Annotated in this window: 9 protein-coding genes; all 9 read right to left on the bottom strand. The window is 54.0% G+C overall.

The features are described 5' to 3' along the window. Nucleotides 1–38: 38 nt before the first annotated feature. The 9 genes from NT073_RS11520 to NT073_RS11480 all read right to left on the bottom strand — a co-directional run bounded on the left by NT073_RS11520 (nucleotide 39) and on the right by NT073_RS11480 (nucleotide 17066). Entirely contained in the window at nucleotides 39–3245 is a 3207-nt protein-coding gene (locus NT073_RS11520; RefSeq protein WP_297373138.1) for a PVC-type heme-binding CxxCH protein, read from the bottom strand. Nucleotides 3246–3250: 5 nt separating this feature from the next. After that, nucleotides 3251–4153: a ThuA domain-containing protein gene (locus NT073_RS11515; RefSeq protein WP_297373136.1), complete on the bottom strand. Its 903-nt coding sequence runs from the start codon at nucleotides 4151–4153 to the stop codon at nucleotides 3251–3253. 83 nt (nucleotides 4154–4236) lie between these two features. After that, nucleotides 4237–5253 carry a zinc-binding alcohol dehydrogenase family protein gene (locus NT073_RS11510; protein ID WP_297373807.1) on the bottom strand — a complete coding sequence of 339 codons (1017 nt, stop codon included), beginning with the start codon at nucleotides 5251–5253 and terminating at the stop codon, nucleotides 4237–4239. Nucleotides 5254–5320: 67 nt separating this feature from the next. Continuing rightward, nucleotides 5321–6574, bottom strand: coding sequence for an L-fucose:H+ symporter permease (gene fucP, locus NT073_RS11505; protein ID WP_297373134.1), 1254 nt, complete (start codon nucleotides 6572–6574; stop codon nucleotides 5321–5323). A 672-nt stretch (nucleotides 6575–7246) separates the two neighbouring features. Then, nucleotides 7247–9586, bottom strand: a complete 2340-nt coding sequence (locus NT073_RS11500; protein WP_297373132.1) for a glycoside hydrolase family 3 N-terminal domain-containing protein — start codon at nucleotides 9584–9586, stop codon at nucleotides 7247–7249. A 21-nt stretch (nucleotides 9587–9607) separates the two neighbouring features. Then, entirely contained in the window at nucleotides 9608–13696 is a 4089-nt protein-coding gene (locus NT073_RS11495) for a glycosyl hydrolase (protein ID WP_297373130.1), read from the bottom strand. A 65-nt stretch (nucleotides 13697–13761) separates the two neighbouring features. Beyond that, nucleotides 13762–14889 carry an esterase gene (locus NT073_RS11490; RefSeq protein WP_297373128.1) on the bottom strand — a complete coding sequence of 376 codons (1128 nt, stop codon included), beginning with the start codon at nucleotides 14887–14889 and terminating at the stop codon, nucleotides 13762–13764. 16 nt (nucleotides 14890–14905) lie between these two features. Next, nucleotides 14906–15781: an alpha/beta hydrolase family protein gene (locus tag NT073_RS11485; RefSeq protein ID WP_297373126.1), complete on the bottom strand. Its 876-nt coding sequence runs from the start codon at nucleotides 15779–15781 to the stop codon at nucleotides 14906–14908. A 127-nt stretch (nucleotides 15782–15908) separates the two neighbouring features. Next, on the bottom strand, nucleotides 15909–17066 hold the full coding sequence (locus NT073_RS11480) for an esterase (protein ID WP_297373125.1): 1158 nt from the start codon (nucleotides 17064–17066) through the stop codon (nucleotides 15909–15911). Nucleotides 17067–17090: the final 24 nt, after the last annotated feature.

Below are 17090 nucleotides of genomic sequence, written 5' to 3'. Positions count from 1 at the left end.
TCAACAGATTGCCCTTACTTCACTACTCAACCCGATTACTATTTCGTGCTGGCCGACTTAACGCCGTCTTCAGTGCCCATTGGGTGCTCCTTGAGCAGTTGCGTTGGCGAATAAAAATCCACTTTCCGTTCCGTAGCAGCACGAACTTTTTTCACCGTAGCGGGGCTAACCGCTGACGCTTTGTTGCCAAAGGCGTTTCTGACGTAGGTCAGCACAGCGGCTACTTCGTTGTCTTTCAACAGCCCGCCAAAGGGTGTCATGGGCACCTGTCCGGGGTAGTTTTTACCGGCCACTTCAATCGGGCCCATCACCCCTTTCAGCACAATTTTAATCAGCCGCTCTTCGCTTCCTGTTACCCAGGGCGTACCGCTGAGGGGCGGAAATCCGGAAGCAGCCAGTCCTTTTCCATCGGGCTGGTGACAGGTGGTACAATAGCCTTCTTTGGCATAAATCTGCTTACCCAGATTGTACATTGCCAGTTCCTGCCCCTTCAGTGATGATACCTCCTGGACTTCCTTTTCTTTTGGCACGTTCATACCTTTCAGGTGAGCCACCGCCGTTTTATGCGCGTGAATCATCCAGTCGTCTAATGGCTTTTTGGCGGCTTCTGCTAAAATAGGCAATCCTTTTTCCTTACCAATCCAGGAAGCGGCCACGATAGCGTCAAGTCGCACACGGCTGTTTTCGTCGCGGGCGGCCTGCATCAGCAGATCGGCCTGATCGGGCACCTGGTGCCCGGTGTAGCGAACCACCTGAACAGCTGCCGCGCGGGCGTGGTAATCCTTCGCCTTCAGCAGTTGGCGGAGCAGCGTCTGGTCTACTTTATCCATGCCCCAGCTCACCCAGAGACCTTCCAGCAGGTGGTGCTCGTAGCGGGGGTCTTTTTTATCCAGTCCGGCCACCCATGTTTTCAGCTTGGCCAGCACCTCGGTCGTATTGCGGCCCCGGAGTTCGCGCCGGGTGCGGTAACGGGTGCGGTATTCGGGTAGTTTGAGGTTATCCAGTAAGGTTTCTACCGAGGCTCCGTCAATTTTAGCGGGCGTCACGAGCGGGCGCGAAGGGTACGTAATCCGGTACACACGACCCCGCGAGTGGTCGCGCAGGGGGTCGCGGGCGTTGTGCTGCATGTGCCCGATGAGGATGTTGTGCCAGTCGATGAGGAACAGCGACCCGTCGGGGGCAAACTCCATATCGACGGGCCGGAAGTTCCGGTCTTCGCTCACGACCAGATCCATCCGGTGCTTGCTTTTGTAACCCGTACCATCGTCAACCAGCGTATGCTCTTTCATGCCCAGGAACCCGATGGTATTGTTGATCAGGAAATCGCCCTGTAGCTCGTCGGGGAAATGACGGCTGGAAACAAATTCCAGACCCGACGTTGGACGCACACGATGCGCTTCTTCAATTAACTGCACCGATTTGTGGGTGGCTTCCCCGTAGCGGGGCAGCACCGTGCCGGGCATCATCCACCGAACGTCGGGACTGGATGTTTCGGCAAAAAAGGGCTGCCCCCAATCGTCGAAAGCAATTCCCCACGGGTTTGGGATCGAAAGCTGGGCCGTCCGCTCCAGTTTGTGCAGTTGGGGCGCATACCGGTAAAAACCGCCATTTGTCGCCCGAACCGGCCCGTACGATGTTTCGACATTGGTATGCAGGAAAACACCTTCGCCTGAGTAAATAGCACCCGATGGGTCGACGGTAAAGGCGTGACTGTTATGGTGGGTGTCATGGTCATCGTAGCCGCTCATCAGGATCTCGCTCTTGTCGGCTTTATCATCCCCGTTCGTATCAGTGAAGAGTTTGAAATTTGGTCCCTGCGAGACATAGACCCCTTCTTTGGCGATTTCGAAACCGAGCGGCAGGTGCAGATGGTCGGCAAAAACAGTTTGCTTATCGGCTTTCCCGTCGTTGTTGGTATCTTCCAGAATCAGGATTTTGTCGTTCGGCTTAGGGTCGCCGGGTTTGTAGTGCGGGTAACTGGGCATGGCCGCCACCCAAAGACGTCCTTTGTTATCGAACGACATCTGCATGGGTTTCGCCAGATCAGGAAACTCCTCTTCCGATGCAAAAAGCTCAATTTTATAGCCCTGCGGCACCTTTAACTTAGTCAAAGCTTCTTTTCCGCTCAGGTAAGTCAAACTCCCGTTTTTCTCAGGGTTGAAATTGGTTTTCACCTCGGGCAGTTTCCGGGTACGCGCATCGGCAGCGGCAATATCAATCGTCTGCCCTTTGGTAGCGGCCAGCCAGACGGCCGTATCCCGAATGGCGGTCATCTGCCGGATCTTCTCGATTTCGGCCGGGTAGTTGTCGGGGCCAAACGGATTGTAGCGACGCCCGTAGACGTGAACGCCGTTAGGGATTTTGTAGTCGTTATGCCACATCCAGTTTTTCTCCATTACGGCCTCATGCACCAGCTTCCGGTTGGCTTCCGCTTTAGGAGCCGCCTTGCCAAAGACCTTATCGGCCAGAAGGAGTCCCAGCTTTTTATACCCTTCTGCATTCAATTGAGAACCATCAATAGTTAACGGCTCTTTGGTGGTATTGTACCACTGCTGCGATGGGGTAAAGGCATCGACAAACAGCACCTTGTTCTGCTCGGCCACTTCCTTCATGGCTTTGGTGTAGAGCAAGATGTTGGCGTTTTCCTTCTTGCCATTAGGCAGATCGAGCGTAGCCGATAAATCTTCGAAGGCAATGGGCGATACGATAGCCAGTTGCGGAGCGGTTTTACCGTTGTATTTCTGGCTCAGCGTGTGTTTGATAAACGCGTCCAGTTCGGCTTTGTAGTTGGCCAGACCAGCGGGACCCTGGAAGGATTCGTTATAGCCAAAGAAGGAAATAATAATATCAGTTTTAAGCCGGGTCAGCCACTGGTCAGGCGATTCGAACTCACCCTGGCTATCAGAAGGATTGGCGTACTCGGTCTGGAACTTCTCGGCACCCGGAAACGCCCAAGGGGAGAACCGGCTCGAACGGGGTCTGAAACCGGGTGTATCTCCGGGGTCGCACATGTTGCGGATATACAGCATACTGTCCGGATAGCGAACCTGCATCTCGGTTTCAAACTGGTCGTAGTTCATCATCCTCGACCCCAGATTGTTGCCAATCAGCATGATATGGGCCTCTTTTTTGAGCTTCAGCGAATCCGAGGCATAAAACTTGAATGCGCTGATGCCCAGTCCTAACAGGCCCAGTACGGCAAGCAACGCGTAAACATTGGTTTTTCTGCTAACAAAGGCTTTCATAGAAGTTAGGATTTACTGGGATGGCCATAAGGAACGTCGATCGCTAATTTACCTTTCCACCGTTTGGGAACTGGCTTACCAAGCTCCCAGTGAATGGCGTTGATGACCAGGCGCTGGAACGACTCCACCTGAAAATCTTCGGGATGGCCCAGGGTCGTCATAAAGGCTTTGCCGCCCCACTGATTTTTCCAGGTCCAGGCAACGGGGTTGTCGATAGCGGCTTTGTCGGGGTTAACCGATTTACCCATGAGCAGGGGCACCGCTCCCTTCGCCGGATAATCGGGTAAAACACGATAGAGCCAGGAAGCCACATGAAACGAAGGAGCCACACCCGTTAGAATCGGATTTTTGGCGGCTTCGGGTATAATGGTCACGTCGGTCGTGCTTTTGTGGCCGTAGTGCGTGTGCTGTGCCTTACCACCCCAGCCCGGAGGAGCCCCGAACGCAAACTCGCCGAACGCATTCCAGTTTTTACGGTCGTCGCCATCGGGGTAGTTGAACGCGTGGGTCGTGGTTCGAAAGCCCATGACCGGCTTCCCCGACTTCAGGTAATCGTCGATATACTGAAGTTGATCTTTGGGCAACAGCCGCCAGCGAAGGAAAAAAACCGCCAGATCAGCCTCTTTGAGAGCCTCCAGACCGGGAATGTCCTTTTCGGAATTGTAGTCTGGATAGGCTTTCAGGACTTTCGTCCGCATACCGTAGTTCTTTTCCAGTTCCTCAGCAATGTATGGCAGCGTCAGTTCGCCACTGTATTCATGGTCGCCGGTAACGAATACCACATACGGTTTATCGGCCCGTTTGTTGGCTAAATCCAAATGACTGGCGAGGACTTCACTGATACTCAGGGTGCCAAGTGCCAGCAGTCCGGCAGCGTGTTGAAGAAAATCTCGGCGGTTATTTTTCATGCGGGGCTGTTGGGTTGTTGCGATTCGAGCTTCTAGTTTAAGGAAGTTCAGCGCAAAATTTACTTAACTGTTAGTAGGCAATGTTATCCAAGCGACACCATGGCTTTAATGACGCCATTGCCGGGGTCCAGCCAGCTATCGAACTCACGTACTATCTGGTCGAAACTAACGCGGTGAGTAATGTAGGTTGTTGGTTTAACCAGACCGGCTTTCATGCTGGCAATAACATGGTCGAAATCGGCGCGGGTGGCGTTGCGGCTGCTCATGAGGGTAGCTTCCCGCTTGTGCAGTTCCGGATGACTCACGCTGATTTCGCCTTTCTGCAAGCCCACCAGCACGTACCGACCTGTGTGCGCCAGGTACGAAAAGGCTGTATTGATGGCGCGTAAACTACCAGTAGCGTCGATGACCACCGTAGGCATATCGCCATTAGTGATAGCCGCCAGTTGCTCTATAACATCCGGCGACTGGGCATTGATGGTGTGATGAACACCCAACTGCGTACGGCAAAAATCCAGCCGACCGGCATTGATATCCATCGCGATAACCGTTCCACCGGCAATCCGGGCGAACTCCATCGTTCCTAAGCCAATGGGCCCCGCACCAACGACAAGCACATTTTCGCCCGGCTGAATGTCGGCCCGGCGAACGCCATGCGCGCCAATCGACAGGGGTTCTACAAGCGCCAGTTCGTCATGCGATAGTCCCTGCCCATGCACCAGGGTGTGCACCGGAACGGAATAATACTCGACCATACCGCCGTCGATATGAACACCAACGGTCTGCAACCGGACGCAGCAGTTTGGCTTTCCGGTACGGCAGGCAATGCAATACCCACAGTTGAAATAAGGCAAAAAGGTAACGGCCTCTCCTATCGAAAAACCGGGGGCATCATCCGCATCGACCAGATCGGCCGCCAGTTCGTGTCCTAAAATACGGGGGTACGTAAAATAAGGCTGTGTGCCCTCAAACGCGTGTAAATCGGTGCCGCATATGCCAATTCGTCTGATCTTGAGAAGGGCATGTCCCGGCTTCAGGTCTGGCTTTTGCACTTGTTGATACGCCAGTTGTCGGGGCGTTACACACACTACTGAATCCATCATAACAGGTTTAATATTTATAAAAAAGGATTAACCCGAGCGGAAGCGCCCGACTACCCTCTCTTTATTAATGCGACACCGCCAGTTTCACGTTGGTTACCGTGCTGTTCTTCAGCGCGAAATAGAAAACGACAAGGAAGCAAAGTGCCGGTACGACATAAGCGATCTGAATGGTCGTCAGATCCGAAATGCGGCCCATGATGACCGGGAAAACGGCCCCGCCCACAATAGCCATGATAACCAGCGACGAGCCAATTTTCGTTTTCGACCCCAGCCCCCGGATGCTCAACGCGAAAATGGTTGGGAACATGATCGACATGAAGAACTCGACACCCACCAGCGCGTAGATCGGCACCATGCCCTCCGTGACAATGGCGAACGCCAGCAGAATTACATTGATGATGCTGTAAATAGCCAGCAGACGGGGTGGTGCGATGAAGCGCATCAGGTAGGTTCCAAAAAAGCGCCCGATCATAAAGGCCAGCAACGACCCGGATAAATACAGGGCCGCCGTTTTTTCGTCTACTCCCGCTACTTTGTCGGAGAACCGGATAAAGAAGCTACTGATACACACCTGAGCGCCCACGTAAAAAAACTGTGCGACAACGCCAAGAATCAGATTTTTCTCGCCCAGAATAGAGCCTGTCGCCTGTTCGGGCGTGTCTTCTTCGTCAATAATATCCGGCAACGGGGTACGCCAGAGCACAATGGCGACCATTAAGACCACAATGCCAATAATCAGGAAAGGCACTTGGACCGATGCGGCTTCTTCGCTCAGGTACGCGTCGAGCTGTCCCGGCGACATGGCCGTTTGCTCCTGCTCCGTTAGGTTTTTGCCCGACAGGATAAACGTACCACCCATGAGCGGGGCCAGAAAAGCCGCCAGTCCATTGAACGACTGCGCGAAGTTCAGCCGTTGCGTAGCGGTGTCGCTATCGCCCAATACGGTAATGTAAGGGTTAGCAGCCGTTTCCAGCAGCGTGAGTCCACTGGCTATAATGAACAGGGCAACCAGAAAAAATCCGAACATCCGTTGTTCGGCGGCTGGGTAAAAGAGGAAGGTTCCAAAGGCAAAAAGCAGCAGGCCGAGTGTAATCCCGGATTTGTAGCCGTACCGTTTCATGAAAAGGCCCGCAGGCAGCGCCATCAGAAAATAAGCGATGTACGAAGCTGAGTCGATCAAGGCCGATTGCAGATCACTGAGCTGACAGGCTTTTTTGAGGTGTGGAATCAGAATCGGGTTTAAGTTGAGCGCAAATCCCCACAGAAAAAACAGGGAGGTGATCAGGATTATGGCAAGGCGGGTCTTACGATCAGACATACAGGTAGTACGGAAATAAGGTCAGTTTTACGCCAACCTCACGTATTGAACAATACAAAGGAAAAGTATTTACGAATAAGGATGATGGCAATTATTATCCAATAAGTAAGGGATATTAACCTCATACCAGAAGGTAGAAGCCAGTTGATGTATATTTCTCACCATGAGCCCCCATCTGCTTCACCTTTCAACCGAACCAGTTCAGTCGTTCAGTATCGGGCGTCAAACCTTATCAATTGCCAGGAGGCAGGCTAACCATTCATAGCATCTATACCTAATTGCCTAAGACTGGCTATTTGGCAAGCACTCTCGCTATTCCTTAAGCAAAGTCGATCATCCTACCAACCAGTTTATAAACCAGAAATGGCAGACTGGAAAGCCCGCCATTTCTGGTTTATAAAATTTAGTATCACCCGCTTCTCCACGGCGTTGGCCATAGTCTGTGACTACGGCCGGGTGTTATCCGGTCTCTGACCGGTATAGCTTCAGTGGTGTTAGGTATGAGGATCTAACACCATCTATTAGCCTCTCCGTTTCTTGATAAGATATACCAAGCCGGTCAGAGACCGGATAACACACCGACATAGTCACAGACTATGCCGAGCGTAGTTACAAACGAGGTTTCTTAAAACCTCGTTTGTCAGGCTTTTCAGCCTAACGCACATAAATAGCCTATTTCATACTCAGAACGGGCTTTTTGTAGGTAGCGGTGCGGGCATCCTTAATCACGCCTTTCCAGTTCAGACCGAAGCCAAAGTCATAGGTGTTACCTTCCGAGTCTTTGTAAGCGGTCATGTCGCGGGGGACGTCTTCCGCCTGGGTCTCCACCGTTTTCATGTCGGCGGGGAATTGCATGGGCAAAAGGGCCGAGGGCTCGTGAGCGCCCGTCATGATCTCCAGCAAAGCCTGGTCCTGCACGCCAAAATGCGCCAGAATCGCGTTCGACTGCGCTTCAAACTCCTTGGCCACCGTTGGGTTGGATACCTGAAGGGCCACAATGACTGGCTTACCCTTCATTTTGGCGTAGGTTTCGGTAACCATCGTCAGGTCGCTGCTGTTGATGGTTTTCGCTGTTTTCCCGGCATACGTTCGGTTGGTGAACGTCTCCATCGGGTCACCACCCGCAATACTTGGGTTGCGGGTAGCCTGAGCGGTGTAGTCGCCGTACTGCAAACTTACCGGAACGTAGCCCGTTCCGCCCGCTTTAGCCTGTTCCGAATCGTACCCACCCCCCGAGTTCGGACTTTGGATAAAGACAAGTGCGTAATCGGCTTCGGCCGGATTGTCGGTCACGGTAAAGTATTTTTTGATGACCGCCAGATTAACCGGATAATCCAGTTTCTCGGGCGTTTGCATCCCCAGAAAATTACGCCCCGCTGGTGTGAACCGCTTTGGAATGTAAACGGTCTTGCCTTTGGTGAGGGGTAACGCCTTCGCCTTGTTCTTGAGCATCACCACCGATTCCAGCTGCGCCTGATACCCGGCTTTCATGAACTCGGGCGTACCTACGGCTTTCTGCGCTACCTGTGGGTCCAGGTATGGATTTTCGAAAAGCCCGACGCGGAAAACGTTCTTCAGCAACCGCACCGCCGACTGTTCGAATCGGGCGCGCATAAACGATTCGCCATGCTCTTTAACGCCCATCTGATACGCGTCGGTTACGGGTTTCGCTTCGTTGTTTCCGCCAAACTGATCGACGCCGTTCATCAGGATTTTGTAATGCCGCTCGGCAACGGACAACTTCTCGACACCCCAGGATTTGCCGGTCAGGAACACATCGACAGCCGTTTCATCGGCGGTGATGAGCCAGTCGGTGCAGACGACGCCGTCGTATTTGTACTTCGTCCGGAGCAGGTCGTGAATGATGTATTTGTTGTAGCTATTACCCACGTTTTCACCGTACTTTTTGTCCTGATTATACGAGATGGTGTAGTACGGCATCACAGCCGACGCCATACCCGTTTTGCCTTTCAGTTTGAAGGCTCCATTGAGAAAAGGCATGAAGTGCGTCTGGAAATTATTGCCGGGATAAACCGCGTATTTACCGTAGCCATAGTGTGCATCGCGGCCACCTTCGCCCGAACCGCCACCCGGCCAGTGTTTTACCATGGCGTTGACGCTGGCGTAGCCCCACCCGCCGGTGATTTCATTGGCACCGGTTGAGGTTTGAAAGCCGTCGATATACGCACGAGCCATGTCGGTTGCCAGATTCGGGTCTTCGCCAAAGGTACCACTTGCCCGGTTCCAGCGGGGGTCGGTGGCGAGGTCGACTTGTGGCGAAAGGGCCGTAGCAATGCCTAACGCCCGGTATTCCGTAGCGGCAATCTGACCGAATTTCTGTACCAGTTTGGGGTTGAACGTAGCGGCCAGTCCCAGCGAGCCGGGCCACATGGAAATAGCACCACCCGCTCCGGCATTATATTCGGCATCGGCGCGGGTGCCGTGCCGGGGGTCGGAGCTGCTGTTTATGGGAATACCCATGCCGAGGCCTTCGACCAGTGCCTGTGCGTTGTTGTTCCAGGCGGCAGCCGCTTCCGGACTTTGAACCGAGGTAATGAGGACGTGCCGGAGGTTATCTTTCGTCAGAAACTCCCGCTGCTGGTCCGACAGATCCGACACGTTGGCCCCGCTCTGCGCGAAGATTTTCCCGTTATAGGTGCCCACAAACGGTCCTGCGGGAGCCGCCGGAATGGGTTGGTGTTTGCTGTACAGCATCAACCCGGCAATCTGTTCGACGCTTAGTTTAGTGGCCAGGTCTTTGGCCCGCACCTCGACCGGCAAACGCCAGTCTTCGTATTTATCCAGCTTCCCGTTCTTGTTCAGGTCTTTAAACGCAAACCCTTTATCAGACAGAAGTTTCACGCCCGACGTGGGCGAATAGCCGAGCGTTTGACCGCCTTTGTTTGTCACTTTCACCCAGTTGCCCGTCTTGGTCTCGGTCCAGTTCTGACCGAAGGTAACGGAGGCCGTGAGCAGGCTGAGTAAACCGATACTGATTCTCTTTTTTCTCATAGTTGGTTATTCTTAATCCACTTATACCGCAATTTCTTCTGCCATTTTTAATACCACCGGACCGATGAGGCCGGAATCCAGTAGGGGTGAGTCTTTTTTGTAGTGTTTCCAGGTGGTGAACGTCACCCGGCCATCGGCGGGTTTGGGCTTCCCTTCTTTGTACCAGGCGGGTAGCTCCACAATAGCTCCGTTGTTCAGGCTGGCAATGCCACTGGACCCACCGCCGGGGGTAAACTTGTCGGGATCGGGCAGTTGTTCGTCACCGATCAGGCGGTTGGGCCATAGATTGGTGACGGCAATTTCCAGCGTGTTGGCACCGGGTTTTACGGCATCGGTGATATCGACCAGGAACGGACGCTTCCAGAATACACCCAGATCCTTGCCGTTGACCCTGACCCCCGCCAACACCTCTACCCGACCCAAATCCAGCATGAGTTTCTTTCCTTTCCCGAGCGAACCGGCCGCCACCGTGAATGCTGTACGGTAACTGGCCGTACCCGAAAAATACTTCACCCCATCCTGCTCGTGGCTGCTCAGCGACATTAGTTTGGGAAGGGTAATCTGCGCCGGAGAACCCAGATTTGGGGGGAAGCTGACCTGCCAGGGACCGGTCAATTCCTTTGGCTGAGCAATTCCGGCAACGGTTATAGGCGTCTTACGGCCATCGCTGTATTGCAGCGTGTACCGGCCATTCTGCCAGAAGCGCAGACCCGGCACGCCATTCGTGGCCAGCTGCACAACGGGCATGGTTTCGAGTTGCGGCCGGAGCTGGCTGGCGAGTTGCCGAACGCGGTCTTCCGTTATGGCTTCCGCTATTAGCTGCGGTTCGCTCAGATCGCCGTTGTAGAACGACGCGCCATCACGCAGGTACGCTTGTCCCAAACCGGGATGAACGATGCTTCCGGCGGCTTTCCCGCGCTGAATCAGTTTGCCGTTAACATACACCGCCGGAATACCATCGGCGTATATCAGCGCAATATGCGACCAGCCAGCTATATCTACCGGGGCGGCCAGTTTAAGAATGGGATTTCCGGTTGTACGCTCCCAGACTACCACGCCGTTTCGCCCGATGGCTAGCCCGCAGGCAGCATGACCCTCTCCGTACAAGTCCGTACCGGCGGGAGGGTAAATAGCGTAAAAATCCGTCCAGGAGCCTTTTACCGTGTCGAGAAACCCACTCGTCGATAGCATGATGTTCGACTCCGGCTTGGCCCACAGGCTGATGGCAAAGCTGTTCGAAACGTCTTTATACAGCTTCCGGGCGGGGGTTGAAAAGGGTTTATTCGTCAGAACAAGCCCGCTCCCATTGCTGACCGATTGCAGTTGTTTTGGTTTTGCAGCCGAGCGGAACACGATAAAAGCAGAGCCAGCCGGATCGAGTTGAATCGGCACCTGCATCTGCCCATTGGCCATAGTATAAAAGGGCAACGGCGTCTGTTTACCCGTTGCCGCATCCCACAGTTCGGGCAGCATCCCGTCGACGCGGAAAGTGCAAACCAGGTCTTCGGGGCTTCGTCGCTGGTTGGCCAGAAAGTACACCTGCGTCTTCCCGATGCGCCGGTGAATGTAGGTAACGGGCGCGTCGCCGGAGCGGGACGTGACCTCGAAATCGGGTTTGATGGCCAGCGCCGACAGCACCGTTTGAATAGGCTGCTTAGAGAAAACACGCCCCTTCCCCAACCGATTTTCAGTACCGTTACCAGCTCCCCAGATTTCGTTCACCAGCCGTTGAAATTCATCATTTCCCTGCGTTTTTGCCCGTAACCCCAGCGATGTAGCGGGTTTGGAACCGACCAGAATCAGCCCGCCTTTGACCAGCTCCCGCAGTTTGCGAACCAGTTCGATACTCAACGCTTTATGGTCCTGCATCACCAGCACCCGGTAGCTCATGCCGTCGGGCAGGGTCAGGTTTCCGTTCGATACGCTGGCTCGTTTTATGATCGTTTCAGCATTGATAACATCATAATCGTAGCCCTCCGGCGGGGTTGGCGTTAATTCATGGGGCTCTACTTTCGTGTACTGATTACCGTCTTCACCGGTGAAATAGGCCAGATCGGCAACAAACAGCCCCTGTTGTAACAAACTCTGGCAACGGGCAATGTAATCCAGCCACGACCGTCCCTGATTCCACCAGGTCGTTGTCCGGTCGAAGTGAATACCCCACGGCCCCATCGTCATGCCCGGCACGGCGGTTGGGTGGGGCTGGTGCGCGTATCGGTGAAAAATAATCTTGTTCAGCCCCTGCGTGAACATCTTGTCGCCCAGGGCTTTCATAGCAAAAGGGTACTCCTGCCAGCGCGCCGACTCGGGTTCGCCGGTGAAGGCTTCCGCCCCCGCCACCTGCGGGTTTTCGGGCGTGCCACCTCCAACCGCATGTCCGTTGATGTGTGCGATGGAAGCCGCCAGCTTGGTGGTCCGGCGCATGGTCAGGTTGTTCTGAAAGATCGCCGAAAGACCATTCCAGAATTCGCCCATGTTCACGTCGACGCGGGCACCAATCTGCATTTCTTCCATTGGCCCCCGGTCGTAGGGTTCGGTGTAGGCCGTAATACCGTTTTTATGGCACAACTCGCGGAATCGTCCGTAGTAATTATCAGCGATGAGATCGGCCTGGGTTCGGCGTACATCCCACAAGAACCGCTCGGTGGTATCGGCATCGCCCACAATGCGCCCGGTGAATGCCGGGAGATAGTTCAGGAGCGAATAGCCCGAGCGGGCCTGAAACGCCTGCGGAAACTGCGCCGTCCAGTTCTGCATACCTACTTCATAACTGTCGATGAGCATCCCGACGCGGCCTTTTTTTGCCATTGGCCCGAGCGTTGGCAGTAGATTTTCCATCATTTTATTGAAATGGAAATCAATGGCCGCTGCACTGTATTTATCGCATTCCAGCCCAACGCCCGTATCGGGTGCCGACCGGTTCATCTCGCCGTTTGGGGTGTAGCCCATCCGAAGTACCGTCCAGTTGCCCGCCGGGGCCGTCCAGGTGAGCACTCCGTCTTTTATGAATGAACTGAGATCGACAAGCGCATCCAGCGGGATAGCAGCTTTGGTACTGCCGTCGGGATCGGGCGTGACGCCCATGACACCAAAGGCACTGTTGGCTTTCTTTCGCCAGTCGGCCAGCCGTGCCGCTCCCGAAAAACGAAGCTGAGAGAACTGACGCGCTCCGGGCGATGTCAGCCGGAAAAACTTCGCTTTCGTTGCCGGGAACTCCGCCAGGCTCAGCGACAGATCTGACGAACGCCCGGTACCAATCGAGGTTAGCTTCCGAAACGTCTGCCCATCGTCCGACAGTTCGAGCGTTAGCTGCGGACCGCCACCAAAACCACCAGCCGGTCGGGGTTTGCCCAGGGGCTTACTCAAAAACGCAATGGAGCGCGCTTCGTAGGGCTGTTTAAATTCAATAAGCAGCGTAACAGGTTTATCCTCGGCCTCGGCCATAATCGACACACCTTTGCTTCCGGCCAGTTCGTCGGCAGAAACCGCCCCACTCCCATTGGCACTAACCTGCTGAACAACAGCCGACAGCGATACTTCGCCGGGGAGCGATGGGTAGGCAATCACCGCCACATCCCGGTAATAATTCAGATTGGTAAGCGGTTGCGCCAGCGGGAGCGTTACGGCCTGGCCACCCGTCACGAAAGTTTCACTCCAGCTCACCTGTTGCATGCCGAGTTCGGGTGTGATCCACGGCCCGCCACTCGACGACCAGCCGGGGCAGTTGTGCATGGTAAACTCCAGCCCCAGCCGCTCGGCTTCCTTAATGGTATGTTCTTTCAGCGCCAGCCATTCGGGACTCAGATACACCACAGGACCCTTGGGAATACCCGTGCCGGCGTCGAAGTTCTGGAACCCGCCCAGCCCGATCTGCTTCATGGCTTCCAGGTCGCGGGTGATTCCGTCGGCGGTGACGTTGCCATTCATCCAGTGCCACCAGCATTGCGCCCGTGCCGACGCTGGCGGATTGAGGAAGGCGTCGGCGAACGATTCGGCAACGGCGGCAGGTTGTGTAGCCTGTTTTTTACGAATGTCCAGGATGCCGGTTGGCGTGATAATGGCCATCAGCCCGGCTGTGGAGCTGTTTTTAAGAAAGCTTCGTCTTTTCATGAAGGGTGTACAAGTTGGGAGATACGAACGCGGGATTCAGGAAGCCAGTCCCTGATCGCAGGTAGTTAGCGAAATAGTAATGGGGCAAAGGTGTGTAGATTATTTCGCCACGCCAGGAACGAGTGCCCGCCGGGCACTTCGACATACTGGTATTTTATACCGTTCTTATCGAAGAGGGCCATCATGTTCTTGTTATTCTGATAGGCAATATCGGCTGGGCCACCCATGGCAATCCAGACTAATTTGATCCGATTGATTTCCGGATTTTTCAGCACGGCCTGGTACTTTTCTTCCAGCTCTTTGATGACAGGCGGGAAGTAGCCGGTACTCAGTGGAAGCACATAGCTGAATTTCTCCGGATGCCAGAGGGCAATGTTCAGTACCTGAATGCCCCCCATCGACAGGCCCGCAATAGCCCGGTCTTCCCGACGGGTCGACACGCGGTACTCCTTCTCAATGAACGGCATCACGCTACCCATAAAATCAATGCAAAACGGGTCCTGCTCCGGGCCAGCGCCCATGTGTATACCGGGTGTGGGCGTATGTCCAGCAGGCATGACCACCAGCATGGGTTTCATCTTCCCTTCGGCCAGCAGGTTATCCAGGATGAAATTGGCCCGCCCCACGGTCATCCAACTGGCATCGTTATCGCCCCCGCCATGAAGCAGGTACAGAACCGGTAATTTGGCCGTCGACTTTTCATAACCCGGTGGGGTATACACGTGCATCCGGCGGGTTATACCCAGTGAAGCCGATGGGTACCAGACAATCTCGACCCGACCATGCGGTACATTTTTTTCAGTCAGGTAATCGGTCTCTTTTCCCGGTATCGTAACCAGGTTCGACAGACCATTCAGGCTCTCTTTATATTGCGGATTTTTCGGATCGAACGTTTTGATGCCGTCCACCATAAAATCGTACGTATACAGATTGGAAGCCAATGGCCCAACGGTGGTTGCCCATACGCCATTGGCCTGCTTCGTCAGACTGGCGGCTGGCTGCCCTGCCATAAAGTCGCCGTTCACCGTTACCTCGGTGGCTTTGGGGGCGTAGATGCTAAAACGCAACCTACTATCAGGTAAAATTCTGGCCGAAACCAGGGTATCATTGGGCGTCGGGGTGCGCGCCGGAAAATTCTGCGCCTGAGACAGTCCGGTAACCAGCAGGCTAAGGCAGATAATAAGTTTTTTCATACAAGTCACGGGTAGATCAGGGAACAACAATGCCGTTTTGGGTCAATATTTTGCTAAAAAACAAGACATGCGATGGGAGCGAATTCTCCCAATAGTCCCAGGTATGCGCACCGGGATGCTCGGTATAGTCGTGCGGAGTCTGGTTGTACACCAGCCGACGGTGCAACTCCCGGTTCGGCTCGATCAGGAAGTCGTCGACTCCACAATCAATGATCAGTGGCAGGGCGTTGGCTTTCAGTTTATCGGCCATGTTCACGACCGAGTTAGCCGCGTATAAGTCGGGTGTTGCCCCAACGGGTCCCAATATCCGGGTGAATCCCGGCGCAATCTGTTTTGCAAACTCCGGCGTAATTTTCCAATGCGTGATTGACAGATCGAGTGCTCCGCTCATGCTACCGGCAGCACAGTAAACCTCCGGATGACGGCCCGACAGGTACAAGGCACCATGACCACCCATGCTTAGGCCCGTAATGACCCGCCCCTTACGGTCGCGGATAGTGCGGTAGGTGTTATCAATTTTTTCGACGACCTCTTTGGTGATGTAGGTTTCGAAAAGGTTGTCTTTCTGAATGGGGCTATCCAGATAACCGCTTAAGGGTTCCCCTTCCGGCGTCACGATAATGATGTTGTATTGATCGGCCAGATTATGCAGCAGCATTTTATCGGGCGTTTTATTCAGCCAGTCGTTAAACTTCCCGCCACCCCCATGCAGCAAATACAAAACGGGATAATTGGCTTTGCCTTTGGCGTAAGAATTCGGCAGCACCACAGCCGCCCGCAGGTTCTTCTTCATTGCGGCCGACGGCACATCCAGCGAATCGACTTTAGCGGCAAAGGAAAGGGTAGAAAAGCACAGGAAGCAAAGCAGTAAACGTAATCGAGTTGGGTTCATGAGGTAGGTTGTAGAATGGGTATGGTTAAAAGAAAATACCCCACCTCAAACTATACCCTTGATAAAAGGGGAGGGCCGCGACGGCGTACCGTTTGGGGTGGGGTATTTTTTAAAAATCAAGTTTCACTTACTTGAACAGCATGGGCACATACTCATTGAGGTACTGCCGCCAGTTGATCCAGGTGTGACCGCCGGAGGTTTCTTTGTACTGGTATTTGATCTGGTGCTTGTCGAGGAGGGCCAGCGTTTTCTTGTTGGCATCCATCACGAAATCATCTTTACCAATACCGATCCAGAACAGTTTTTTGTTCTTGTTGAACGAAGGATCGTTCAGCGATTTGGCATATTTGGTTTCGGCTTCGTCGATGGAAGCCCCGAAAAATCCGGAACTGAATACCCCAACGTAGTTGAATAGTTCAGGGCGGGTCAGGCTCACATCCAGCGTCTGGAAACCACCCATGCTCAGGCCCGCCAACGCCCGATTTTCGCGATTGGGCAATGTGCGGTAGGTTTTCTCCACCGTTGGCATGATGTCGTTGAGCAAATCATTGGCGAACATGGACCGGATGGTATTCATGGCCTGAGGATTCATTCCACTCGATGGGGGCAGCGGCATACTCCCGTTAGGCATGACCACAATCATAGGTTTGGCCTGTCCCGCAGCCAGCAGATTATCGATAATAAAACCCGCCCGGCCAATGGTATTCCAGCCCGAATCGTCATCTCCGGCACCGTGGAGCAGGTAAAAGACGGGGTATTTGGTATTACCTTTTTCATAACCCGGTGGCGTGTACACGTGCATCCGGCGCATCATGTTGAGCGATTTCGACGAGTACCAGACTTCCCGAACTTCGCCATGCGGCACAGCCTTGTTATCCTCAAAAGCGGTTTCGGCACCCGGCACGAGCATGATATTTTCCAAACTGCTGATGCCCTGTTTGATAATCGGATTCTTGGGGTCCATCGTCCGAACGCCATCCACCATGAGCGTGTACGAATAATAATCCGGGCGGAGCGGGCCGGTCGTCGCCGACCAGACGCCCACGTCATTCTTGGTCAGGCTGATGGGTTTACCGCCCGACAGAAAATCACCACCCACTCTTACCTCGCTGGCTTTGGGTGCGTAAATTTGAATCATCACCCGCTTGTCGTCCAGCACTTTGGGTGATTTGAGCGTGTCGTTGGGCGTGGGGGTCCGCTGGGGTGCCTGCGCCAGAGCGCCAACTGCAACAACCGTTGCAGCGAGGGTTACCAGCAAACGTGGAGTGGTTATATTGATTTTCATATACTTGGGTTTATTATCATTCGC

The sequence above is a fragment of the Spirosoma sp. genome, from assembly GCF_026391055.1.
Lineage (GTDB): Bacteria > Bacteroidota > Bacteroidia > Cytophagales > Spirosomataceae > Spirosoma.
The sequence above is the reverse complement of the archived record's forward strand: the minus strand, read 5'-3'. Positions and strand labels throughout refer to the sequence as shown.